Annotated in this window: 24 protein-coding genes; 12 read left to right on the forward strand and 12 right to left on the reverse strand. The window is 28.6% G+C overall.

Annotated elements, in window-relative coordinates; genetic code table 11:
* Positions 1-15 precede the first annotated feature (15 nt).
* The 4 genes from tgt to Q0958_RS10315 all read left to right on the forward strand — a co-directional run bounded on the left by tgt (position 16) and on the right by Q0958_RS10315 (position 4,187).
* Positions 16-1,146, forward strand: coding sequence for a tRNA guanosine(34) transglycosylase Tgt (gene tgt / locus Q0958_RS10300; protein WP_299122683.1), 1,131 nt, complete (start codon positions 16-18; stop codon positions 1,144-1,146).
* Between the two features lie 15 nt (positions 1,147-1,161).
* A complete protein-coding gene (locus Q0958_RS10305; protein WP_299122685.1) occupies positions 1,162-2,247 on the forward strand; it encodes an LptF/LptG family permease in 1,086 nt (361 codons plus the stop codon).
* A complete protein-coding gene (locus Q0958_RS10310; RefSeq protein WP_299122687.1) occupies positions 2,234-3,133 on the forward strand; it encodes an EamA family transporter in 900 nt (299 codons plus the stop codon). The genes Q0958_RS10305 and Q0958_RS10310 overlap by 14 nt, the downstream gene beginning before the upstream one ends.
* 100 nt (positions 3,134-3,233) lie before the next feature.
* Positions 3,234-4,187, forward strand: a complete 954-nt coding sequence (locus Q0958_RS10315) for an acetyl-CoA carboxylase carboxyltransferase subunit alpha (RefSeq protein WP_150901136.1) — start codon at positions 3,234-3,236, stop codon at positions 4,185-4,187.
* Positions 4,188-4,315: 128 nt separating this feature from the next.
* On the opposite strand, the gene Q0958_RS10320 is transcribed toward Q0958_RS10315, so the two are convergent.
* On the reverse strand, positions 4,316-4,945 hold the full coding sequence (locus Q0958_RS10320; protein WP_235274620.1) for a 7-carboxy-7-deazaguanine synthase QueE: 630 nt from the start codon (positions 4,943-4,945) through the stop codon (positions 4,316-4,318).
* A complete protein-coding gene (locus tag Q0958_RS10325; protein ID WP_299122692.1) occupies positions 4,917-5,396 on the reverse strand; it encodes a Rid family detoxifying hydrolase in 480 nt (159 codons plus the stop codon). The genes Q0958_RS10320 and Q0958_RS10325 overlap by 29 nt, the downstream gene beginning before the upstream one ends.
* A 116-nt stretch (positions 5,397-5,512) precedes the next feature.
* Between Q0958_RS10325 and Q0958_RS10330 the strand changes: the two genes are divergently transcribed.
* The 3 genes from Q0958_RS10330 to Q0958_RS10340 are packed head-to-tail and all read left to right on the forward strand — an operon-like array spanning position 5,513 to position 8,059.
* Positions 5,513-7,036 carry a helicase HerA-like domain-containing protein gene (locus Q0958_RS10330; protein WP_299122694.1) on the forward strand — a complete coding sequence of 508 codons (1,524 nt, stop codon included), beginning with the start codon at positions 5,513-5,515 and terminating at the stop codon, positions 7,034-7,036.
* Positions 7,037-7,079: 43 nt separating this feature from the next.
* Positions 7,080-7,640, forward strand: coding sequence for a hypothetical protein (locus tag Q0958_RS10335; protein ID WP_299122697.1), 561 nt, complete (start codon positions 7,080-7,082; stop codon positions 7,638-7,640).
* Positions 7,641-7,690: 50 nt separating this feature from the next.
* On the forward strand, positions 7,691-8,059 hold the full coding sequence (locus Q0958_RS10340) for a cupin domain-containing protein (RefSeq protein WP_299122699.1): 369 nt from the start codon (positions 7,691-7,693) through the stop codon (positions 8,057-8,059).
* Here the strand turns inward: Q0958_RS10340 and Q0958_RS10345 are convergent.
* From Q0958_RS10345 to Q0958_RS10365, 5 genes are all read right to left on the reverse strand, one after another.
* Positions 8,056-8,697, reverse strand: coding sequence for a response regulator transcription factor (locus Q0958_RS10345; RefSeq protein WP_299122700.1), 642 nt, complete (start codon positions 8,695-8,697; stop codon positions 8,056-8,058). The genes Q0958_RS10340 and Q0958_RS10345 overlap by 4 nt on opposite strands.
* A gap of 63 nt (positions 8,698-8,760) precedes the next feature.
* Positions 8,761-10,704: a sensor histidine kinase gene (locus tag Q0958_RS10350; protein WP_299122701.1), complete on the reverse strand. Its 1,944-nt coding sequence runs from the start codon at positions 10,702-10,704 to the stop codon at positions 8,761-8,763.
* A gap of 40 nt (positions 10,705-10,744) precedes the next feature.
* Positions 10,745-11,308, reverse strand: coding sequence for a hypothetical protein (locus Q0958_RS10355; RefSeq protein ID WP_299122702.1), 564 nt, complete (start codon positions 11,306-11,308; stop codon positions 10,745-10,747).
* Between the two features lie 107 nt (positions 11,309-11,415).
* A complete protein-coding gene (locus tag Q0958_RS10360; RefSeq protein WP_299122703.1) occupies positions 11,416-12,093 on the reverse strand; it encodes a ZIP family metal transporter in 678 nt (225 codons plus the stop codon).
* Complete coding sequence (locus tag Q0958_RS10365; RefSeq protein WP_299122704.1) at positions 12,090-12,815, reverse strand: class I SAM-dependent methyltransferase; 726 nt, start codon at positions 12,813-12,815, stop codon at positions 12,090-12,092. Before Q0958_RS10365 ends, Q0958_RS10360 begins: the two co-directional genes overlap by 4 nt.
* A gap of 111 nt (positions 12,816-12,926) precedes the next feature.
* Here Q0958_RS10365 and Q0958_RS10370 point away from each other — a divergent pair, with 111 nt between their 5' ends.
* Positions 12,927-14,099 (forward strand): class I SAM-dependent RNA methyltransferase, encoded by a 1,173-nt coding sequence (locus Q0958_RS10370; RefSeq protein WP_299122705.1) that lies wholly within the window; start codon positions 12,927-12,929, stop codon positions 14,097-14,099.
* A 47-nt stretch (positions 14,100-14,146) separates the two neighbouring features.
* Here the strand turns inward: Q0958_RS10370 and Q0958_RS10375 are convergent, their stop codons facing one another.
* From Q0958_RS10375 to Q0958_RS10395, 5 genes are all read right to left on the reverse strand, one after another.
* Positions 14,147-14,920 carry a pentapeptide repeat-containing protein gene (locus tag Q0958_RS10375; protein WP_299122707.1) on the reverse strand — a complete coding sequence of 258 codons (774 nt, stop codon included), beginning with the start codon at positions 14,918-14,920 and terminating at the stop codon, positions 14,147-14,149.
* 123 nt (positions 14,921-15,043) lie between these two features.
* Positions 15,044-15,316, reverse strand: a complete 273-nt coding sequence (locus Q0958_RS10380; RefSeq protein ID WP_150901150.1) for an HU family DNA-binding protein — start codon at positions 15,314-15,316, stop codon at positions 15,044-15,046.
* Positions 15,317-15,502: 186 nt separating this feature from the next.
* Complete coding sequence (fmt, locus tag Q0958_RS10385) at positions 15,503-16,447, reverse strand: methionyl-tRNA formyltransferase (RefSeq protein ID WP_299122708.1); 945 nt, start codon at positions 16,445-16,447, stop codon at positions 15,503-15,505.
* A gap of 1 nt (position 16,448) precedes the next feature.
* A complete protein-coding gene (locus Q0958_RS10390) occupies positions 16,449-18,335 on the reverse strand; it encodes an ATP-dependent DNA helicase RecQ (RefSeq protein ID WP_299122709.1) in 1,887 nt (628 codons plus the stop codon).
* Positions 18,328-18,870 (reverse strand): ATP-binding protein, encoded by a 543-nt coding sequence (locus Q0958_RS10395; RefSeq protein WP_299122711.1) that lies wholly within the window; start codon positions 18,868-18,870, stop codon positions 18,328-18,330. Before Q0958_RS10395 ends, Q0958_RS10390 begins: the two co-directional genes overlap by 8 nt.
* A 108-nt stretch (positions 18,871-18,978) precedes the next feature.
* Between Q0958_RS10395 and Q0958_RS10400 the strand changes: the two genes are divergently transcribed.
* From Q0958_RS10400 to Q0958_RS10415, 4 genes are read left to right on the forward strand one after another with little or no spacing between them, the layout of a single operon-like run.
* The gene (locus Q0958_RS10400; RefSeq protein WP_150901153.1) at positions 18,979-19,260 is read left to right on the forward strand and encodes a DUF493 family protein; all 282 of its coding nucleotides are present in this window, start codon (positions 18,979-18,981) and stop codon (positions 19,258-19,260) included.
* Between the two features lies 1 nt (position 19,261).
* A complete protein-coding gene (locus Q0958_RS10405; RefSeq protein WP_299122713.1) occupies positions 19,262-20,869 on the forward strand; it encodes a peptidylprolyl isomerase in 1,608 nt (535 codons plus the stop codon).
* 3 nt (positions 20,870-20,872) lie between these two features.
* Positions 20,873-21,730 carry a hypothetical protein gene (locus Q0958_RS10410; protein ID WP_299122716.1) on the forward strand — a complete coding sequence of 286 codons (858 nt, stop codon included), beginning with the start codon at positions 20,873-20,875 and terminating at the stop codon, positions 21,728-21,730.
* The gene (locus Q0958_RS10415) at positions 21,693-23,075 is read left to right on the forward strand and encodes a peptidylprolyl isomerase (RefSeq protein WP_299122718.1); all 1,383 of its coding nucleotides are present in this window, start codon (positions 21,693-21,695) and stop codon (positions 23,073-23,075) included. Before Q0958_RS10410 ends, Q0958_RS10415 begins: the two co-directional genes overlap by 38 nt.
* Positions 23,076-23,151: the final 76 nt, after the last annotated feature.

Here is a 23,151-nt window from a genome sequence, read left to right on the forward strand (position 1 = left end):
GTATCTTTGCCACTTATGCAATTTGATTTAAAAACAAAAGATCCAAAAAGTAAAGCCCGCGCAGGTGTTGTTACAACAGATCACGGAACAATAGAAACTCCTATATTCATGCCAGTAGGTACGGTAGGAACAGTAAAAGGAGTTCATCAATCAGAATTAAAAAATGAAATTAACCCTGATATTATTTTAGGGAATACATATCACTTATACTTACGACCTAAATTAGAAACATTAGAAGCCGCTGGAGGTTTACATAAGTTTATGAATTGGGATCGAAATATTCTAACAGATAGTGGAGGGTATCAAGTATATTCACTTTCTGGAAGAAGAAAAATTAATGAAGAAGGAGTTAAATTTAAAAGTCATATTGATGGTTCAATGCACTTTTTTACTCCAGAAAATGTAATGGAAACCCAGCGTACCATTGGAGCTGATATTATTATGGCTTTTGATGAGTGTACACCTTATCCATGTGATTATAACTATGCAAAACGTTCAATGCATATGACACATAGGTGGTTAAAGCGTTGTGTAAATCATTTAGAAAAATTACCTTATAAATACGGATACGAGCAAACACTTTTTCCAATTGTTCAAGGAAGTACTTATAAAGATTTAAGAAAACAATCAGCAGAGTTTATAGCTTCTGTGGAAGCAGATGGAAATGCAATTGGAGGACTTTCTGTAGGAGAACCAGCAGAGGAACTATATGCAATGACAGAGATTGTAACAGAAATCTTACCAGAAGATAAACCACGTTACTTAATGGGGGTTGGAACTCCAATTAATATTTTAGAAAATATTGCTTTAGGAGTAGATATGTTCGATTGTGTAATGCCAACTCGTAATGCACGTAACGGAATGTTGTTTACGGCTCATGGTACTATCAACATAAAGAATAAGAAGTGGGAAAACGACTTTTCTCCAATAGATGAAATGGGGATTACTTACGTAGATACAATGTATTCAAAAGCCTATTTACGTCATTTATTTGCAGCAAAAGAAATGTTAGGAAAACAAATAGCTTCTATCCATAATTTAGGATTCTATTTGTGGTTAACTAGAGAAGCTAGAAAGCATATTTTAGCAGGAGACTTTGCTGAGTGGAAAGATAAAATGGTAAAACAAATGGATAAGCGTTTATAAAACTAGGTAAAGCTTTTGAAAAAACTTGATTGGTACATATTAAAACGATACTTAGTAACTTTTCTTTTTACGTTACTAATATTAATTCCTATTGCAGTAGCTATAGATATTGCAGAGAAAATTGATAAGTTTTTACAACATGAAAATCTAACCTTTTTTCAGGTTGTTGACGATTATTATGTAAACTTTATTATTTATTATGCCAATACATTCATGCCTTTGGCATTATTCATAGCAGTAATTTTATTTACTTCAAGATTAGCTAATAATACAGAAATTGTAGCTATTAATGGAGCACAAATATCATTTACACGCTTTTTATATCCATATTTTATAGGAGCTACTATTGTATGTATTATAGCACTATTAATGAATCACTTTTTTGTACCATCAAGTAGTAAAACAAGAAAAGCCTTTGAAAAAGAATATTTAAAGAAAAAAAGATATGTAGATACTACTGTACGAGAATTTAGTTTACAGCTGAATGATAGTACTTATGTTTTTGCTCAAAGTTTCGATTTAAAAAGAAATTCAGGCTATTATTTTTCTACAGAGATTTATGATGGAATTCAGTTAAAAGAAAAGCTAACAGCAGAAAATATTAATTGGATAGAGAAAGATAGCATATTTAAGTTATACAGATGGAAAAAGAGGAAGATATATAAAGATCGAGATAGTATATTTTCAGGAAATAGTTTAGATACTGCATTTGCTTTTACTCCAAAGGACTTTAATTATAAAAATGTAATGGCTCAAGAAATGGGGTCACCAGAGCTTATAAAATTTATAGAAATTTCTAAGAAAAGAGGTATTAAAAATTTAAATGCCTACTTAGTTGAATTATACAAACGTACTAGCTTACCTATAGCAAGTTATATCCTATCTTTAATAGCAGTAGCTTTAGCTCATAAGAAACGTAGAGGAGGTATAGGTTTAAATTTAGCATTAGGTATATCAATAATGTTTGCTTATGTATTCTTTTTAAAAGTAGCTGAAGTTTTAGGAGCAGTAGCAGGAGCCAATGCCTTGTTAAATGTTTGGATTCCTAATATTGTTTTTGGTTTGTATGCTATCTATTTATACTTAAATGCAAGGAAATAAACTTAAAAACTACCTCCACTTACATTTTATTGTCTTTATTTGGGGGTTTACAGCAATTTTAGGAGCTTTAATATCTATTGATGCAGTTCCATTAGTTTGGTATAGAATGTTATTAGCTGTGGGCTTTATAGCTGTTTATTTTTTGATGCGAAAGATATCATTTAAAGTTGATAAAAAAGCTTTACTAAAATTTGCAATCTCTGGTGTTATTATCGCAGTACATTGGATAACTTTTTTTAAAGCAATAAAAGTATCAAACGTTTCAGTTGCTTTAGTAACTATGAGTACGGGAGCTTTTTTCGCTTCGTTGATAGAACCGTTCTTTTTCAAAAGAAAAATAAAATCAATTGAAATTCTACTAGGATTATTAGTAATCGTAGGATTATACATTATTTTTAATTTTGAAAGTCAATATACATTAGGAATTGTTTATGCATTGATATCAGCTTTTTTATCAGCCTTGTTTGCTGTTTTAAATGGCTTGTTTATAAAGAAACACAATGCAAATGTTATATCCTTTTATCAGTTATTATTTGGAGTTTTAGGAGTAACCTTATATTTATTAGTAACACAAAAGTTTTCGATGGAGTTCTTTACTCTATCTACAAATGATTGGCTGTATTTAATGATTTTAAGTAGTATTTGTACTGCATATGCATTTATAGCTTCTGTACAAGTAATGAAGTATTTAACTCCATATACGGTAATGTTAACAATTAACTTAGAACCAATTTATGCAATTATATTAGCATTAATTGTGTTTGGAGAAAAAGAACAAATGAATACAGAGTTTTATTATGGAGCATTAATAGTGTTACTGGTAGTATTACTTAATGGAGTTCTTAAGAATTCAGCATCGATAAAAAAGAAAATTAGAAAAAAATAGAATTTTTAAAAAAAGTACCAAGGTAAACTGTACATTTTTTTAGTATGTTTGCCTTTACAAACGACTAACTATAAAAATAGAAAATCAAACTATATACACAATGGAATATTTAGATTTTGAAATGCCAATAAAAGAACTAGAGGATCAATTGGCAAAATGTTTTGATATAGGAAAAGAAAGCGACGTAGACGTAACAGAAACTTGCAAGAAAATTGAGCAAAAATTAGAAAAAGCAAGAAAAGATATATATAAAAACTTAACTCCATGGCAACGTGTACAATTATCACGTCACCCAAATAGACCTTATACATTAGATTATATCAAGGCCATTTGTGGAGATTCTTTTATGGAATTACACGGAGATCGTAGCGTAAAAGATGATAAGGCTATGATTGGTGGTTTAGGAAAAATAGGCGATCAGTCGTTTATGTTCATAGGTCAACAAAAAGGATACAACACTAAAACACGTCAATATCGTAATTTTGGTATGGCTAATCCAGAAGGATACCGTAAAGCTTTACGTTTAATGCGCATGGCAGAAAAATTTGGTATTCCTGTAGTTACCTTATTAGATACACCAGGAGCTTATCCAGGATTAGAGGCAGAAGAGCGTGGACAAGGTGAAGCTATTGCTCGTAATATTTTAGAAATGACTCGTTTAAAAACTCCTATTATTACCATAGTTATTGGTGAAGGAGCTTCTGGAGGAGCATTAGGAATTGGAGTAGGTGATAAAGTATACATGATGGAAAATACATGGTATACAGTGATTTCACCAGAATCATGTTCATCTATTTTATGGCGTAGCTGGGAGTATAAAGAACAAGCAGCTGAAGCTTTAAAATTAACAGGAGAAGATATGAAGAAGTTAAAGTTAATTGACGGAATCATTGAAGAACCAATCGGAGGAGCACATACAGATAGAGAAGGAGCATTTAAAGCAGTACAAGAGCAAATTTTAAAAGCTTTTGCTGAGTTGAAAGATTTAAATGATGTAGATTTAGTAGCTCAACGTATGGACAAATATGCAAATATGGGAGTTTACAAAGAATAATAGAACTTCTTGAAATTTATAATAAAAACTCGCTTCAATACTATTGTAGCGAGTTTTTTATTTTCTGTGAAAAGATAATTTATAAATTCTTCTATAATAAAAAAGCAACCAGTTTGGTTGCTTTTTTATTAAGGTATATTTAAATATTTATGAGTTTGTAAAGAAACACGCCACTTAGGGTTATTCATTACATAATCTACTATTAAAGGTGTCATTTTTTCTTTTTTACTCCATTCAGGTTGTAAAAAAAGCTGACATTTCTTACCTACCTTTTCAGCTTGTTCTTCAGCAAATTTAAAATCACTTTTATTGTGAATAATCATTTTTAATTCATCTGCCTCTTTATAACATCTCTTTGTAGGTAGCTTTGTTTTTTTAGGAGACAAGCAAAACCAATCCCATTGTCCAGAAAAATCATAAGCTCCAGAAGTTTCAATATGAGTTTTCATTCCTTTATCCTGAAGTTCTTTAGTAATATAATCTAAACTCCACATTAAAGGCTCACCACCTGTAATAACAACAGTTTTAGCATATTTTTTAGCATTCTCTACAATAATGTCGGTTTTTGTTGGAGGATGAAGTTTAGCATTCCAACTTTCTTTAACATCACACCAATGACAACCAACATCACAACCACCAATTCTAATAAAATAAGCAGCAGTTCCTGTATGAGAACCTTCTCCTTGTATTGTATAAAATTCTTCCATTAAAGGAAGCATTTCACCTTTGTCAATTAACTCTTGCGTCTTTAAATCCATCTACTTTTACAGCTATTACGTCAATTTCAATCTTTGCACCTACTAATAAATCGGCTGCAAAGGTAGTTCTTGCAGGCTTATTTTTAGGAAAATATTTACGAAAAATTGCATTAAAGTCGTTAAAATCATTAATATCTGCTAAAATTACAGTGCATTTTACTACATGTTCAAGGTCAGAACCATGAAGTTCCAATACATTTTTAATATTTTCTAAGGTTTGAACAGTTTGTTTGGAGATACCACCTTCAGCCAACTTATTAGATTCAGGATTAATACCAACTTGACCTGCTAAATATAAAGTATTACCAGCTTGAACAGCATCAGAGAAAGGAGCATTTTTCTTACGCTCTAATTTCGATTTATAAAAGACTAAATCAGCTTTTTTTTCAGAGTTATTACAAGAAATAAATAATGAAAATAGTATACAATAAATAAAATAATAAGACTTCATAATTAGTTGTTTAACTAGGGTTTATGGTAAAGTTAACAAAATACTTAACAAATAAGAGTTAACGAGTTTTTGAAATGCTAATTTTAATAGTATTTTTATCGAAATTTTACAAAATAATGGGCAATAAAGAAACTTTTTTTGATTACATAAACGAAGGTTATAAATGTAAAGGCGACTTTATTACATTAGGAGCTGGTATGCTGGGGGAAGAAACAGTAACCAATGCTTTGGTTAATATTCCTTTAAAAACTTTAAACCGTCACGGATTAATTGCAGGAGCAACAGGTACTGGTAAGACGAAAACTTTACAAGTACTGGCAGAAAATATGTCGGAAAAAGGTATTCCAGTTTTATTAATGGATGTTAAAGGTGATTTAAGTGGATTAGCACAGCCTAGCCCAGGACATGTAAAAATAGATGAGCGACACGAAAAAATAGGTATCCCTTTTAATGCAACAAAATTTCCAATCGAAATTTTATCAATCTCTGAACAAGAAGGAGTACGTTTAAGAGCAACTGTTTCTGAATTTGGTCCGGTTTTATTATCTAGAATATTAGATTTAACTGAGACACAGTCTGGAATTGTAGCAATTATTTTTAAGTATTGTGACGATAACCAATTACCTTTATTAGATTTAAAAGACTTTAAGAAAATACTTCAATTTATAACTAATGAAGGGAAAAAAGAAATTCAAGAAGAATATGGACGAATTTCTACTGCTAGTACTGGAGCTATTTTAAGAAAAATAGTAGAAATTGAACAACAAGGAGGAAACCTTTTCTTTGGAGAGAAGTCTTTTGATATTGGCGATTTAACTAGAATTGATGAAAATGGTAGAGGAGTAATTTCTGTTTTACGATTAACGGATATTCAAGACAGGCCTAAGTTATTTTCAACTTTTATGTTACAGTTACTTGCTGAAGTATATGAAACATTTCCAGAGCAAGGTGATAGCGGTAGACCAGAATTGATAATTTTTATAGATGAAGCACATTTGGTATTTGATGAGGCATCTAAGGCATTATTAAGCCAAATAGAAAGTATCGTTAAATTAATTAGATCGAAAGGAGTAGGATTGTATTTTGTAACGCAAAATCCTAAAGATGTACCAGAAGATGTTTTGGCACAGTTAGGAATGAAAGTACAACATGCTTTAAGAGCTTTTACTGCTAAAGATAGAAAAGCGATTAAATTAGCGGCAGAAAACTATCCAGATTCAGAATATTACGATACCAAAGAGGTATTAACTCAATTAGGAATTGGTGAAGCTTTAGTTTCAGTATTAAATGAAAAAGGAATACCAACCCCTTTAGCAAGAACAATGTTGCGTGCACCTATGAGTAGAATGGATGTGCTTACGGAGAAAGAAATTAAACAAGTTATAGATAACTCTAAGTTAGTTCCAAAGTACAATGAGACACTTGATAGAGAAAGTGCTTATGAAATGCTAAATGAAAAGATTGAAGAGATAAATAAGGAGAAAACAGAGGAAGCTAGAAGAAAGGAAGAAGAAAAAACAAGAAATAGATCCAGATCAACAGGAGCTAGAAGTACAAGACAAAACCCAATAGTAAAAGTATTAACTAGTGCTACGTTTATAAGAAGCGTATTTGGGATATTAAAAAAAGTATTGAAGTAGAAAACAAATAATAAAATTAGACGTTTTAATAAAAAAGAAACAAATGAAGAACCAGATCAAACCACTTATCATCGCTTTAATGTCAATACTATTTATTCAATGTGGAAATAGTAAATATGATATTTCAAAAGGTAAAGTAGGTAAGTTAACAACAAAAACTACAATGCAGGAAGTTGAGAAAATTTTTGAAAATGATTCTGTAGTAAAAGTATTGAGTGAAGGAGCAAAGGGAAATAATATGTTTAATGAAGATGATAAGTATATGGTTTATGAAAAAGGAGGAAAACATTTATTAACTATTATCCCTCAAGAGCAATTAGATTCAACTTCAACAATCAAAAGTATAGAGTTTTTTGATAGTAGATTTAAAACAAAATCAGGTTTAAATATTAGTTCAACTTTTCAAGAAATAAATGCTAATAATACTGTAAATAAAGTAGAATCGTCACTTTCTTCAGCAACATTGTTTATAGACGATTTAAACGCGACAATAGCTATAGATAAAGAAGATTTAGGTTTAAAAGAATTTAGTATCCAAAAGGTAACAAAAGAACAAATACCAGATTTGGCAAAAATAAAATCATTTACAATTTGGTTTAATTAAAAGAAACTAAAAACCGAGACAAATTGTCTCGGTTTTTTTATTTTTATAAAATGAGTAAAAAATACACGATTCAAAAAAGTCCATTTGTAGTACCAACAACAGATGGTAAATTAATAGAAGAGCATTTTGGTAATGCTTCAGATCATAATTCAAAAGTAAGTATAGCACATATGATTGCGCCTCCTGGATGGAGTGAGCCTTTTCAAACTCCAGAATTTGAAGAGTATACATATATAATAAAAGGAAAGAAACAATTTAATATAGATGGAGATATTATTGTGTTAAGCGCAGGAGAATCTATTAAAATTGAAAAAAACGTTCGTATTCAATATTCTAATCCTTTTGAAGAAGCATGCGAATATTTGGCTGTCTGTTTACCAGCGTTTTCTATTGATTTAGTAAATAGAGAGAGTGATTAAAACCGATACTTTTTATCAATAGCATATTTAACTAATTCATTACCGCCTTTTAAATTAAGTTTACGGATCATATTTTTCCTGTGAGTGTCAACTGTAGTTTTAGCTATAAATAATGCTTCAGCGATCTCCTTAGAGGTATTTCCGTTAGCAATTAGTTGTAATATTTCCTTTTCTCTATTTGATAAAACAATTTTTTCAGATTTACCTATGGTAACATTTTCATTTATGTAATCATTCATAAAGTTAAAAGCTACATTAGGATCAAAAAAAGTTTCACCATTAGCTACAGTAACAATAGCTTTGGAAAGCATTTTGATTCCAGAATTTTTAAGTAAATATCCAGAAGCACCTGAATCTAACATCTGTTTAATAGCTTCTGGTTGATCAAACATGGTTAAAGCAAGTATGTTGATGTGAGGAAATCTTTCCTTTATTAACTTAGTTGCTTTTATTCCATCCATCCTTGGCATTCGAATATCAGTAATTACTAATCTGGGTTGTTTTAAACTAACGAGTTTTACTAAATCTTCTCCATTATTGACGGTGCCAATAATATGGATGTTTTCGTCATATTCAAAAAAAGATTTAACTCCATCTATCAGCATTTGATGGTCTTCAGCCATAGCAATAGTTATCATATTCTATGTGTTTTTACCAAAGATAATAAATGTGATATTGAAATATATCCCTATATATAAGTATTATACTGGAAGGTTTATTATAATAGAAGTACCTTTATTTATAGTTGAATCTACTTCAAAAGTGCCTTTTAAGTGATTTATTCTAGTTTTGATGGAACTAATTCCAATTCCTTCTTTTAAATTAATCTTATCATAATTGAAGCCTTGTCCATTATCTTCAATAATAATATTTAAGTTTTTATCAAAAAGAGAAATATTAATGGTTGCTTCAGTAGCATTGGCATGCTTAATTATATTGGTAATGAGCTCTTGAATAATTCTAAAAACAGTAATCTCTAGCTGATTGTCAAGTCTTTTGTCTAATCCAAAATCTAAGACATGAATGGTAATTTTATTGGCATCAGATATTTTTTCAGCCATTAGTTTTACTGCAACTAGTAAACCTTTGTTAGCAATAACACCAGCATTTTTAGCATGCGCAATACTTCGAACTTTTAAGTAGGTTTCATCTATTAGTTTTTCTGTTTTTGCATAAAGTTCGTATTGATTGAAATGTTCTTTTTCTCTGTTTAATTTTAAATTTTCAAAGTGTAATTTCAAAGTAGCTAATACGCTACCAATATTATCGTGAAGATCTTCTGCAATTCGAATACGTTCTTTTTCTTGACCATCTATCATAGCATTAATGGTATTGATTTCGTGTTCTTTTATAAGAGTTAAACTTTTTTGTTTTTCTAATTCTTTTTGTTGTTCAGCTAACAACCTTTTTTTACGAGAGTTTTTTAGAGTTAGAAGCCCAATAGTACCGCTTAAAACTAAAAAAGCTAAAGAGATATAAAGAAAGTTTTGACTTTGTTTTCTTTTGGATTCACTAATTACAATTTGTTGTTTTTGTTGAACTATAGCTTCTTCTTTTTCATCAGTATTTAGTTTTACTTTCATTCTTGAGATTTCCATATTTTGTTTTTGTAAATCCCAATTTATTTGATTGTATTTAGCCTTATTTTCATAATAAATAGCTGAGTCTAAAATATTCATTTTTTTAAAAGTATTGGCTTTATACGAGTTTAAGACAAATAAGTCAACGTGATTGTCTTTTTGCATAAATTCTTGACTTTTATAGAGGTAATATAAGGCTCTAGAGTATTCTTTTTTTGCGATGTAAACTCTATAAAATCTAAGGTAAATGATTTTTTTTACAGATTTAAAATAATCATTTTTGTAGATTAGATTATAACATTTTTTATAATTTGTTAAAGCTGAATCTGGTTTTTCTCTTATTAAATAATCACCCTTATTAAAATAATATTTATACTTTATTTTTTGATTATTATCAATATTTTTAGCTATTGAGTCAAGCTTTTTGAATATAATATTAAATTCATGTTTATTCTTAGATTCTTTTACATTGAATGTTTCTGTTTGAGCTAAAAGAGAAAATTTATAGGTATAAAAAAGAAGCCAATCCACTTCAGATTTACAAATAATTTTATACTGATTTAAAAATTTTTCATAGCTTTTATTAGCTTGAATATTCTGTTTAACTAATGTTTCTAATAGAGATATTAAACAAAATTTTTTTAACTCATTAGAAGAAGTTTTTTTATATAACGGAATAGTTTTAGAAAAAAAATTAAAAGCTTGATCAATAGAATTTTGGATATATAGTTTAGAATAGCCTTTTATTAGTAAACTTAATATCTTTGTATATGTATCATTTTGATTTTTAAAAAAAATATTCTCATGATTTAAACTTTTAAAATTAGCTTCTTTTTTTTGGATTAGAAGTAAATGTAAAGAATCTAAAGCTTTATGATAATTTATGCTTTTATTTTTGAGTTGAATTTTAGTTTTTTCTAGTTTAAGATTAATAATATTATAAAAAAAAATGTCAATAGAGTCATTTTTTTTTTGAGAAAAAAGATTAGTTGTTCCTATAAAGAGAAATAAGAAACTTATAAATGTATTTTTCTGATAAATCAAGTCTGCTAATAGTTTAGACATAAACCTTTATTTTAATTAAAGGTTTATGTCGATTAAAAAATTAATTATCAATTTTCTCAATCAAAGAAGTAACACAGTTGTATCCTATTGCTTTATGATTAATAACATGAGATTCTATTTCATTAATTCTGGCATCGAAATCAACCATATCGGCAACTTTTCCAAATTCAAGATTATTTCTTTGAGGCTCTCTTGAATCTCTCTGTCTAGTATAAAATTCGGAATCAAACAAAGTGTTATTAAATAAAGAAGGAAATAAAAACCTTAGGAAAAAAAAGTTACTAAAGTTTGTAGTTGAAATATTGCTATTACTTAAGTCAATTTTCATAATATCATATTTGTTATCAGCACTAATTGGAATTGGGACAAAAAGAGAAGTTTCTATAGTAAAAACATATTTTGGATTTAGATTATTAGTAATAAACCCAAGATTTAAGTTACCATCATAGTTTACAATAAATAATTCTATTTCTTTAATTTTTTCACCTTCTTCTGTAAACTTAGCGTATACAGAGAAAAATGTATCATAACATTTACTGGCATAAATAAATTGATACTTTTCTTTTTCTTTGATTTTTACATAGCCTGTAAGTTCTTTAGACATAATATTAGGTTTTAAGATTAATTTTCATTTCCAAATTTGAAAAAAAGAAAATTAATGTAAGTACCTATAATTAGGTATTTTAAACTACCTAAATATAGGTAAAACTATTACAAAGTAAAAACAGTTAATAAAACCCCTAAAAGAATAGCGATGAACTTTTGTAAATTAAATTTATGGTTTTCAGAACTTTCAAAAAGAATGATAGTAGAGATGTGAAGAAAAACTCCAATAATAAGAGCAGTAATCTCTGTGTGATACAGATTAAAAAAAGTTACTTTATCAGAAACAAGTACTCCTAAGGGGCTCATTAAAGCAAAGAAACTTAAAAAAGAAATAATAGCTTGCTTACTATATTTTGTATTTATTAAAAATGTAGTTAATACGATAGCAATAGGTATTTTATGAACAATTACAGCCCATAATAAATTATCACTTGTATGGTGTATAGGTAAGCCTTCTGAAAAAGCATGGATACATAAACTAACAAATAATAACCAAGGGAATTTAGATTTGTCTGAATGTAAGTGAATATGTCCGTGTTCAGCACCTTTAGAGAATGATTCTAAAATAGACTGAATGATAATTCCTACTAATATTAAAACTCCAATATTTTTTGCGTCATGTGAATGACCATATACTTCGGGTAATAAATGTAAAATAGTTACCGATAATAAATAGGCACCACTAAATGCTAGCAATAAGCGAACAATTTTATTATTTGGTTTTAAAACTAGTACAAGTAATGAACCAATGATAACAGAAAATATTAAAGAAATATAACTCATTCAGCAACTAAAATTAATCTATCAGAAGTGGTAGGGTTAAACTTATTTAAACTATAATCACCAAATACGTGTTTTATTTTTAACCCAGCTTTTTCAAAATACGATTGCATTTTGTCTAAAGTTAAAAATTTTACCTGTTCAGTATAAGAGTGTTGTTTGTCATTGTCAGAAAAAGAAATATGTTTTAATATAAAACCATCTTTAATTTCCTTTTTTATATTGAATTCAATGCCATCTATAGTTTTAGTTTCTTCTTTAACTAAAGAATTTTTTACTTTCTCAACATTTAGAAAGTCAAGAACTAGTACACCATTTTCTTTTAAACCATTTTTTAAACTTTTTAAAATAGTGATGTCTTCTTCATCGTCATCAAAATAACCAAAGCTTGTAAATAGGTTAAAAACGGCATCATACTTATTTTCTAGAGGAGTACGCATATCCCAAACTTCAAAATGAAGAGTATCATTTTCAAATTGTTTAGCATGTTTTATACTATTACTACTTAAATCGCCACCAGTAACTTTATACCCTAAAGAATTTAAATAAACTGAATGACGTCCTTTTCCACAAGGTAAATCAGCTATATGGCTTGATTTAGGCAAGTTTAAAAAAGAGGTAATATTTCGCATAAAGAATTGAGCATCGGCATCATTTCTATGCTTGTATAATATATGGTAGTATGGTGTATCGAACCAAGAAGTAAACCAGTCTGTTGTATTCATAACTATAAGGTCTGCAAAAATACATAAATCTTACGTTTTTTATGATGAAAAAAAAAAGATTCTCGCTAAGAGAAAATTAACTGTATTTTTGCAGTGAAATTTTACATTTAGATGGAAAACGATTTTAAAATGACAGCCATAACAATGGCTGGTTTAGAAGGAGTATTAGCAGATGAGTTAAGACAGCTTGGAGCTCAAGATGTTAAAGAAGGAATACGTAGTGTTTCCTTTAGAGGCGATAAAGGATTTATGTATAAGGCAAATATTGCTTTGCGTACAGCAATTCGTATTTTAAAGCCAATTAAAAGAAGTAAAATTTTTGATGAAGAAGATTTATATGAAGCAATTCAACGTGTAAAGTGGGAACGTTTTTTAGATGTAGAAGGAACTTTTGCTATTGGAGCAGTTGTAAATTCTAGAAACTTTACAACAAACTCACACTACATTAGTTTAAAGTCTAAAGATGCTATTGCAGATTATTTTATGCATAAATATAATAAGCGTCCAAATGTAGATTTAAAGTATCCTGATGTTAAGGTTCATATTCACATTCATAAGGAGTGGTTAACTATTTCTTTAGATTCTTCAGGAGATTCTTTACATAAAAGAGGATATAGAAGCGCAACGAATATTGCGCCAATTAACGAGGTTTTAGCAGCAGGTTTGGTGTTATTGTCAGGATATAAAGGAGAAGAAAACTTTATTGATCCTATGTGTGGTTCCGGAACTATATTGATTGAAGCGGCTATGATTGCTAATAAGATTCCAGCAAATATAAATCGTAAACATTTTGCTTTTGAAAACTGGAGAGATTACGATGAAGATTTATATTTTGTAATTCAGGATTCTTTATTAAAAAAGATAACAAGTTCTCATTTTAAAATAATGGGATTTGATAAAGCACCATCAGCAGTAAATAAAGCAAAACAGAACATTGTTAATGCTAATTTAGAAGAGTTTATAGGGGTTCATCATGTAAATTTCTTTAACTCTAAAAAAGAGGTGTTTGGTAAGACAACAATTTTGTTTAATCCACCTTATGGAGAGCGTTTAAATATTAATGTAGAAGAGTTTTATAGAAAAATTGGAGATACCTTAAAGCATAGCTACCCTAATTCAATAGCTTGGTTAATTACTTCAGATATTCAAGCATTAAAACATGTTGGTTTACGTACTTCAAAAAGAATTCCTATTAAAAATGCCGATTTAGATTGTCGTTTTGTAAAATATGAATTGTATGAAGGAAGTAAAAAAATGAAAAAACAATTTCAAATTGAAGAATAAAAAAAAGCCGTTGATATGTTCAACGGCTTTTTTGTATGTTTTCTTAATTAATTCTTACTTTTTAACAAGTGCTTACTAAAGCTTCTTCCATTTATTTTAGTGTATTTAGAATCAATTTCATAAGCAACTTCCATATTGGTTATATCAAATTGACCACGAACCTTGGTGTATTTAATATTTAAATCTTCTTGGAACTTTACATTTCTAAAAGAAACACCATCATTAAATTCAGAGTATTTAAAAGTAGCACTTTCATTAAAAGTAGAGTTGGCAAAGCTCACAAATTGTTTAAATTCTGCATATTTGAAAGTAGCTGGTTCGTCAAAAAAAGTATTTTCAAAAGTTATGTCTCTATCAAATTTCGCATACTTGAAAGTAGAGTCGTTATTGAATTTTGTATTAGAAAAATCAGTATTACTTTCAAAGTCAGAGTATTTAAACATTGCTTTTTGTTTAAAAACACAATCTCTAAAAGTTACCACATCTTCAAAGTTTGCAATAAAAGTGTATCCGCTTTTTTCGTGAGGAATATATGCCAATACATCATCAGTAAAAGTACAGTTAACAAAAGAAACTTTATTAGTAATTTGTTTTTCAATGGTATTAGAACCACCGTTATTCCACCAACGTTTTCTTTTAGGTAATTTAGGTAAGGCTTCATTCATAAAAGTAAAGTCTAAAACACCTGTAATAGTTGCGTTTGAAATATTAACTGCTTTACCATTTTTTACATCTCTAATAATATCTGAAGCATTTATTTTTGTTTGAGCAAAACTTGTTAAGCAAAATAGAAAAGCGACTAACGTTATTATATTTTTCATTTTAAGAGTTTTTTTATGTTTATACCTAATAGACAACAGTTAAAACTATTTTGTGACACTTTTATATAGAAAAACAGCATTTAGTTACCTAAATGCTGTTTTTAATATGTTTAGAAATAAGTCTTAGTTTACAGAGTCAGCTAAACCAGCTCCAGCTTTAAACTTAACTACATTTTTAGCAGCGATTTGAATTTCTTTTCCAGTTTGAGGGTTTCTACCAGTTCTAGCAGCTCTCTCAGAAACAGACCAAGTTCCCCATCCTACTAATGCAACTTTGTTTCCTTCCTTTAAAGACTTAGTTACGTTAGAAGTTAAAGAATCTAATGCAGCTTTAGCAGCAGCTTTTGAAATTCCTGCGTCAGCAGCCATAGCATCGATTAAATCTGATTTGTTCATAATTTTAATAAGTTTTAAAAAATTAATTAATGTTTTATTGCTTAATAGCTCAACAAATATAGACGGAATGCGGGATTGTGCAAGAAATCATACCAAAAAAACAAAGTTTTGTTAATAAATAGGGGGTAATTGTTAATAACCCCAGTTGTTTTTTACCGAAAAAGCTAAAAGCCTATAAATAAAGGGCTACAGCGCTTTTGAATTTTCTTCAAACTGAAAACCGTTTAATAAACTCTTAGAATCCATTAATTTTTTACCTGAAATTTTTATTTGATCTATAATAAGGTAACCATCTTTCGTTGCTACTTTTAGTTCTTTTTTTGAAGTAACAATTGTACCATATTCTACTTCATGAGCAACAATTTCTTTAGAAATACCATATATTTTAGCCGAAATTTCATCTTCTCCATTTAATATAGTTGTCCAAGCAGCAGGATACGGATTTAATCCACGTATATGATTGTATATTTCATCTAAAGATTTAGACCAATCAATTTTACAATTATGCGGATAAAGTTTTGGTGCTGATTTTTCTTCCAATTCTGGTTGTTTTGTGGTGTTTACATCACCTTTAGCAATTAAATCAACAGTTTCTGCTACTAAACCAGCTCCTAAATACATTAGTTTATCATGTAACTGACCTAAAATTTCATCATTTTCAATTGAAACTTCTTTTTGTAAGATGATTTCTCCAGTATCTATTTTATCATCTATAAAGAAAGTTGTAACTCCTGTTTTAGTTTCTCCATTCATAATAGCCCAATTAATCGGAGCTGCACCTCGATATTCAGGAAGTAATGAAGCATGTAAGTTAAACGTTCCGTAAGTTGGCATAGCCCAAACGGCTTTAGGAAGCATTCTAAAGGCTACTACAACTTGTAAATTAGCATTCCACTTTTTTAATTCTTCTTGGAATTCTTCACTTTTCAAGTTTTTAGGTTGAAGAATAGGTAGGTTTTGTGAAAGAGCATACTTTTTTACTGCCGATTGATTTAGTTTACGACCTCTACCAGCTGGTTTATCAACCGCAGTAATTACTCCAACTACATTATAATCATTTTCAACTAAGTGCTTTAATATGGTAACAGCAAACTCTGGCGTACCCATAAAAACGATGCGTAAATCTTTCATTTTATATTAAAAAATATTTATTGTTTGAACTACTAATTTTTTCTTCCGATAACAATTCGCGCAAAAGTATTAAAATGTTTGCTTCTTTTTGATTTAACAATAAAGACATTTCCTGAACGGTTAGTTCTTTTTTCTTCTTTAGTAAAGCAATAATTTCATTTGTTATTATAGAAATTTTATTGTTTTTGTTTAAACAAACATCACAAATACCACATTCTGTACCAAAGTCTTCACCAAAATAAGATAGTAATTGTTGACTTCTACAAATAGTATTGTTTTTGATAAAGAAAATTAAGTCTTTAATTTTTTGTTCTTTCTGAGCTAAATAAATCTTAATACTTTTTGATACATTATTAATTGTCCTATCATCTTCCCTAGGATGAAGAAAAAATAATTCGGAATCGTTGGTAGCTTTATTGTATTCAATAAAACCATTCTCAGCCATACGTTCTAATTCTTGAATAACAAACCAAGAAGTAACGCCTGTTTTTTTTGCAATATAAAACTCATCAATTTTTATTTGAGTTTCAAAAATACCACCATACAATCGTAATAAACTTTGTATAAAATTTTTGGAAGTAGAATTTTGTTTATAATGCAATAATACTTGATTATTCGAAACAATAAATTGAACAGTAGATTTTTGATTAAAATTATTATTTAATTCAATAATCCCATTACTATTTAGAATTTGTAACGCATTATATGTTTTGTTAGGAGCTAATTTATATTTATTAGAAAACTCTAAAAGATTAAAGTTAAAACTAGTTTCTATAAGTTCTCCTTTAGCTATTTGAAAATGTTGATATAGTTTTTGATGAACGATTTTAATATCATCAATAGTTGGTAAAGATTTTTTTAATAACTCTTTACTAAGTTTTATATCACTTTCATTAGTTAATACTACAGAAAAAGCTTTGTTTCCGTTTCTTCCACCACGTCCAGCTTCCTGAATATAATTTTCTATAGAAGAAGGTAAATTCAAATGTATAACTACGCGTACATTTGGTTTGTCTATTCCCATTCCAAAGGCATTTGTAGCTACAATAATTGGAGTTTTTTCACTCATCCAATTATCAAAAGCTATCTTTTTCTCGAGAGCTGTTAAACCTCCATGATAAAAAGAACTTTTAAAGTTATTTGCATTTAAATAAGCACTAATCTCTTTAGTTTTTGCTCTTGAATTTACATAAACAATAGCGGGCGCTTTTGTTTTAGTAAAAATTTTACGAAGCTTTCCAAGCTTATCATCAGTTTTAAAAATTTGATATGCTAAATTTTCTCTATAAAAAGATTTTTTAAATACTTGTGAAGATTCTATTGCAAGAGAAGTAATAATATCATTAATAACCTTGTTAGTAGCAGTAGCTGTTAAGGCTATGATATTAGTTTCAGGCTGTAGTTCTTTTAGTACTTTAATGTTTTGATATGAAGGCCGAAAATCGTGCCCCCATTCAGAAATACAATGAGCTTCATCTATAGCAATTAAGTTAACATGAAGTTGCTTAATTTTTTCTTGAATAAAACGGGACTGAAGTCTTTCAGGTGATAGATATAAAAACTTGGTTCTTCCAAATTTAATATTATCAAACAAAGTAATAATATCGTCTTGAGAACTTCCAGAAGGAATAATAGTAGCTTTTATACCTTTATCATTTAAATTGCTTACCTGATCTTGCATTAAAGCAACCAATGGAGAAATCACTATACAAACACCTTCTTTTAATAAGGCTGGTATTTGAAAACAAATAGATTTACCACCACCAGTAGGTAATAAAGCAATAGTATCTTTGCCTTCTAAAACAGAAGAAATTATTTCTTGTTGGGGAGTTCTAAAAGAAGAATATCCCCAATAATGTTTTAATATTTTTAAAGCTTCATCATACATCGTTTTTTAACGAGTGTAAAATAAAATCGCATCGTTCATTTACAGTTCCAAAAGGAACGTTGATAATTTCGTAACCTATTTCTTCATAAGCTTCCTTTAAAAAAGTATCAATTTTTACAGATTGCTCATAGGTTTCGTAGCGTTCATTGTCAGATTTGTATATGGCTTCCCAAGGAGCGCACATATACACCTTGTTGTATAAGTGTTTATTACTTTTTTCTTTATAAATAGGAGGGTAGTCGTTACCTAAATAATTCATATACGCATGAACATCAGGAATTCCTCTATCAAAAAAGATAATTGAACTATCACTTTTTTGAGCATCTAAATATTGTTGTTCTCTTCCTTCTAATAATAGTTGACTAAATAATAAAGGTTGTTCTAAGAATAATTGATCTATACCTTCTTTTTGAGCTTTTAGGGTTACTTCTCTTGATATTTCTGGCATACATTCGTAACCACGTTTTATAAGCTCTCTTAAAATTGAAGACTTTCCAGTACCTGGACCTCCTATAATTACTATTTTTTGTTGCATTTTGCAAAAATAAAAGTTTCAATTTATAAATGTAATAAATAGTGTAATTTTGTTCTCCATCATTTTTTAAGACAATTTATGATGGAAAATTTTTAAAAGAATAAAAATATGTCAGATAGAGAAGCGTTTTATATTAAGTTAAAAGCACAATTAGAGGATACTACCAAGTTTCCAGCCAAATATTTATATAAATTTATAGTGCCAACAGATGGTAATCAAGTAGAGGAAGTAAAAGAGTTATTTAATGCAGGAGGAGCTGTTATTGATACCAAAAAATCAAGAACGGGAAAGTATGTTAGTGTTTCTATACATATTAAGGTGAAAGGGGCTGATGAAGTAATATCGTACTATAAAAAAGCCGAAGCTATTAAAGGAATAATATCGTTATAAGATGAGAAAACAGTTTTTATATTTTTTTGTATGTTTTGTAAGTTCAATGTCTTTTGCTCAAAAAGATAAAGAGCTATTTAGAATAAATAATGAACCAGTTATGGTTTCGGAATTTAAACAAGTATATGAGAAAAATTTAGCTGTTTTAGAAGATGAAGCATCTAAAGATATTGATAACTATCTTGAACTGTACATAAATTATAAATTAAAAGTAAAAGAAGCTTATAAATTAAAATTAGATACTTTAAAGACTTATAAAAGAGAGTTAGAAGGTTACAAAAACCAATTAATAGCTCCTTATTTACAGGATAATGATTATTTAAAAAAATTAATAAAAGAAGCTTACGATAGAACTAAGAATGAAGTAAGAGCTAGTCATATTTTAATTAAGTATCCAAAGAAGATGGAAGAAAAAGATTCACTAGTTCTTTACAAGAAGATATCAGACATAAGAAATAGAATTTTGTCTGGTGAATCTTTTGAAAAAGTGGCGAAGGAAGTATCTGAAGATCCTTCTGCCAAAATTAATGGTGGAGATTTGGGATATTTTAAAGCTTTTACTATGGTATACCCTTTTGAAGAAACTGCTTATAAAACAAAAGTAGGAGAAGTTTCTAAACCGTTTAAAACAAGGTTTGGATATCATATTTTAAAAACTACAGGAAAGAGAGAATCCAAAGGAGAATTTGAAGTTGCTCATATTTTAATAAAAGCTTCTGAAGGAGACAAGGAGAAAATTAACTCAATTTATAAAAAGTTAAAATCAGGAGAGTCTTTTGAGAATGTAGCTGAAAAGTATTCAGAAGATAAAGGAACAGCAACTTTAGGAGGAAAACTACCAAAGTTCGGTACAGGAAAGATGGTAGAAAGTTTTGAGAATGCAGTAAGAGGACTAAATGAAGAAGGAAGTTATAGTAAACCATTCAAAACTAGATATGGATGGCATATTGTAAAATTATTGAAAAAATATCCGGTGGGTTCATTTGAAGAGATTAAAAGTGAATTGACTAGAAAAATGAAAAAATCCAATAGAGCAGGTTTATCAAAACAAGCGGTATTAAATAAACTTAAAAGAGAGTATAAAATAAAAGAGAATAAAAATGCTTTAAAAGTTTTTTTAAATACTAATACACATGTTTTAGAAACTCAAGATTTAAAAGAGGTTTTATTTACAATAAATAAGGATAAAAAGATTTTACAAAAGGATTTTATGAACTTCATTGGTCATAGGCATAGTCATAATGTGAAAGATTTGTATGAAAAATTTAAAGATGCTGAAATTATAACCTATTTTAAAGATGATTTAGTTCATAAAGAACCAGAATACAGAAATGTATTGTTAGAGTATAAAGAAGGATTGTTATTGTTTGATTTAATGCAGAAAAAGATTTGGAATAGAGCATCTAAAGATACCTTAGAGCTAAAGAAGATGTATGAGTTAAATAAAACGAAATATAAGAATAAAAAGTTTGAAGAAGTTAGAGGTCATATTATGAATGACTATCAAAAGAAGCTAGAAAAAGAATGGGTTGAAAATTTAAGAGAAAATAATAAAATTATAGTAAAAGAAAGGGAGTTAAAGAAGTTTAAAAAAATATTTAATCAATAAAAAATGAAGAGGGGATTCTTTTTTATAACATTACTACTTATAGTCTCTTGTGATTTAATTAGTATTAAGAGGGAAAAATTTAGGGAGGACAAGCCTATTGCAACTGTATATAATAAAAATTTATACAAAAAAGATATAGAGGATTTATTACCAAAGGGAATAACAGCAAAAGATAGTTTAGTTATTGTAAAAGGTTTAATAAATTCATGGGCAAAACAGCAATTATTATTAGCTAAAGCGGAAGAAAATATTTCTGAAGTAAATAGTGAGAAAATAGAAAGCTTAGTAAACGATTACAAAAAAAGTCTATATATCAATGGTTATAAAGAACGTCTTATAAAGCAGCAATTAGATACCATTGTAACAGAAGAAGAAATAGATTCGTATTATCAGAAAAATAAAGAAAACTTCAAGCTAAACGAAGAGTTATTACAGTTTGAATATATTCATTTTGGTAAAGATTTTTTAGATAAGGATGAAACGGTAAAAAAGTTTAAGTCCAATAAAGAAGAAGATAAAGAAGATTTGGAAAGTTATTTATTAAACTTTAAATCCTACCGATTACAAGACTCAACTTGGGTTACAATTGATTATCTAAAGAAAAGTATTGCTCCTTTTCAGAAAGAATCTAAGGAAAATTTGTTAAAAATATCCAAATTCATACAAAAAGAAGATAGTTTAGGAGTATATTTGGTCGCTGTAAAAAATATGTTACCAAGAAATGCTACGGCCCCTTTAACGTTTGTTAGTTCAAGGATTAAGCAAATTATTTTACACAAAAGAAAATTAGAATTAATAAGAGAGATAGAAAAAACGCTGATAAATGATGCAATTCAAAACAAAAACTTTAAAGAATACTAGTATTTTATTCACCTTTTTTTTAGCTAGTTTAGGAGTTGTAAATGCTCAACAAGCTAAAAAAATTGATGGAGTAGCTGTAGTAATAGGTAAAAATATTGTTTTAGATTCTGATATAGATAAATTCAAACAAGAAGTTGAAGCAAGAAGCGAAGGGAAAGTGAAATTTTCCGATTGCGAAATGCTAGAGGAATTAATGCAGCAAAAATTATTAGCCCATCATGCAGTAATAGATAGTGTTGTAGTTTCACAGGCAGATATTGACTCTAGAGTTCAAAGGAGTGTGGCTTTTTTTGTTAATCAATATGGAGATGAAGAAAAAGCTTATAAAGCTTATGGATTTAACGATTTGCAAGATTTTAAGAGAGAGTTAGGGAGAGTCCAAAAAGAAAATGCATTAATTGAGAAAGAGCAACAAAAAATAACTGAAAAAGTAGATGTAACTCCAGAAGAAGTTCGTGTTTATTTTAAAGGTTTAAAAGATAAAAATGAGTTGCCAGAAATACCAGCTGAAGTAGAAATAGCTCAATTAGTATTAAAAGCAGAGCCTACAAAAGAGGAAAACGAGCGTATCATAAAAAAGCTTAATGAAATTAAAAAGCAGGTAGAAGGAGGAGCAAGCTTTAAATTAAAAGCTATTATTAATTCTGATGATCCTAGTGTTGCTCAAAATGGAGGTAATATGGGAGTTATTACTAAAGAAACAAACTTTGTTAAAGAATTTAAAGAAGTTGCTTTTTCTTTAGAAGAGGGAGAAGTTTCAGAACCATTTGTATCTCCTTTTGGATTTCATATTATTTTACTAAATAAAATAAAAGGAAAAGGAAGAGATGTTTCTCATATTTTATTGCAACCAGAAATTGCTGATGAAAAATTAAAAGAAACTAAGGAGCAAATAGAAAAAATTAAAAAAGATTTAGAAGAAGAAAAAATAACTTTTGAAGAAGCTGTCAAAAAATATTCTGAAGATAAAGATACGAAGAACAATGGTGGTTTAATAATTAACCCTTATACAAACGAGTCTACTTTTGAATTAACAAGAATGCCACCAGATTTATTTGGAAGAATTAGTGAGCTTAAAAAAGGAGATCTTTCAGATATATTTTATGATGAAACACGTGAAGGTGAAAAGATGTATAAGTTAATCTTTTTAAAGAATAAAACTGAAACACATAAAGCTGATCTTGTAAAAGATTATGTAAGAATGCAACAGTTTGCTTTAGCAAAAAAGAAAGAAGAAGAGGTTGTTAAATGGTCTAAAGATAAAATCCAAGAAACTTATATAAAATTAGGAAATAATTATAAGTCTTGTACCTTTAAAAAAGATTGGAAAAAAGGAAATAAATAAAAAATAATAATTTTATTATACTTATATTGTCATTCCCGCGAAAGCGGGAATCTCATTTTATAAAAGTTTGTAAAAA

This window comes from uncultured Tenacibaculum sp. (genome assembly GCF_947499065.1).
In the GTDB taxonomy this organism is placed as follows: domain Bacteria; phylum Bacteroidota; class Bacteroidia; order Flavobacteriales; family Flavobacteriaceae; genus Polaribacter.

Bases quoted from the DNA above. Each gene is read 5' to 3' on its own strand.
- Q0958_RS10315 (WP_150901136.1), top strand. From the start codon at position 3,234: ATGGAATATTTAGATTTTGAAATGCCAATAAAAGAACTAGAGGATCAA.
- Q0958_RS10350 (WP_299122701.1), bottom strand. From the start codon at position 10,704: ATGTCTAAACTATTAGCAGACTTGATTTATCAGAAAAATACATTTATA.
- Q0958_RS10380 (WP_150901150.1), bottom strand. From the start codon at position 15,316: ATGAACAAATCAGATTTAATCGATGCTATGGCTGCTGACGCAGGAATT.
- Q0958_RS10355 (WP_299122702.1), bottom strand. From the start codon at position 11,308: ATGTCTAAAGAACTTACAGGCTATGTAAAAATCAAAGAAAAAGAAAAG.
- Q0958_RS10340 (WP_299122699.1), top strand. From the start codon at position 7,691: ATGAGTAAAAAATACACGATTCAAAAAAGTCCATTTGTAGTACCAACA.
- tgt (WP_299122683.1), top strand. From the start codon at position 16: ATGCAATTTGATTTAAAAACAAAAGATCCAAAAAGTAAAGCCCGCGCA.
- Q0958_RS10345 (WP_299122700.1), bottom strand. From the start codon at position 8,697: ATGATAACTATTGCTATGGCTGAAGACCATCAAATGCTGATAGATGGA.
- Q0958_RS10415 (WP_299122718.1), top strand. From the start codon at position 21,693: ATGATGCAATTCAAAACAAAAACTTTAAAGAATACTAGTATTTTATTC.
- Q0958_RS10365 (WP_299122704.1), bottom strand. From the start codon at position 12,815: ATGAATACAACAGACTGGTTTACTTCTTGGTTCGATACACCATACTAC.
- Q0958_RS10325 (WP_299122692.1), bottom strand. From the start codon at position 5,396: ATGAAGTCTTATTATTTTATTTATTGTATACTATTTTCATTATTTATT.
- Q0958_RS10310 (WP_299122687.1), top strand. From the start codon at position 2,234: ATGCAAGGAAATAAACTTAAAAACTACCTCCACTTACATTTTATTGTC.
- Q0958_RS10335 (WP_299122697.1), top strand. From the start codon at position 7,080: ATGAAGAACCAGATCAAACCACTTATCATCGCTTTAATGTCAATACTA.
- Q0958_RS10405 (WP_299122713.1), top strand. From the start codon at position 19,262: ATGAGAAAACAGTTTTTATATTTTTTTGTATGTTTTGTAAGTTCAATG.
- Q0958_RS10360 (WP_299122703.1), bottom strand. From the start codon at position 12,093: ATGAGTTATATTTCTTTAATATTTTCTGTTATCATTGGTTCATTACTT.
- Q0958_RS10410 (WP_299122716.1), top strand. From the start codon at position 20,873: ATGAAGAGGGGATTCTTTTTTATAACATTACTACTTATAGTCTCTTGT.
- fmt (WP_299122708.1), bottom strand. From the start codon at position 16,447: ATGAAAGATTTACGCATCGTTTTTATGGGTACGCCAGAGTTTGCTGTT.
- Q0958_RS10370 (WP_299122705.1), top strand. From the start codon at position 12,927: ATGGAAAACGATTTTAAAATGACAGCCATAACAATGGCTGGTTTAGAA.
- Q0958_RS10330 (WP_299122694.1), top strand. From the start codon at position 5,513: ATGGGCAATAAAGAAACTTTTTTTGATTACATAAACGAAGGTTATAAA.
- Q0958_RS10400 (WP_150901153.1), top strand. From the start codon at position 18,979: ATGTCAGATAGAGAAGCGTTTTATATTAAGTTAAAAGCACAATTAGAG.
- Q0958_RS10395 (WP_299122711.1), bottom strand. From the start codon at position 18,870: ATGCAACAAAAAATAGTAATTATAGGAGGTCCAGGTACTGGAAAGTCT.
- Q0958_RS10375 (WP_299122707.1), bottom strand. From the start codon at position 14,920: ATGAAAAATATAATAACGTTAGTCGCTTTTCTATTTTGCTTAACAAGT.
- Q0958_RS10390 (WP_299122709.1), bottom strand. From the start codon at position 18,335: ATGTATGATGAAGCTTTAAAAATATTAAAACATTATTGGGGATATTCT.
- Q0958_RS10320 (WP_235274620.1), bottom strand. From the start codon at position 4,945: ATGGATTTAAAGACGCAAGAGTTAATTGACAAAGGTGAAATGCTTCCT.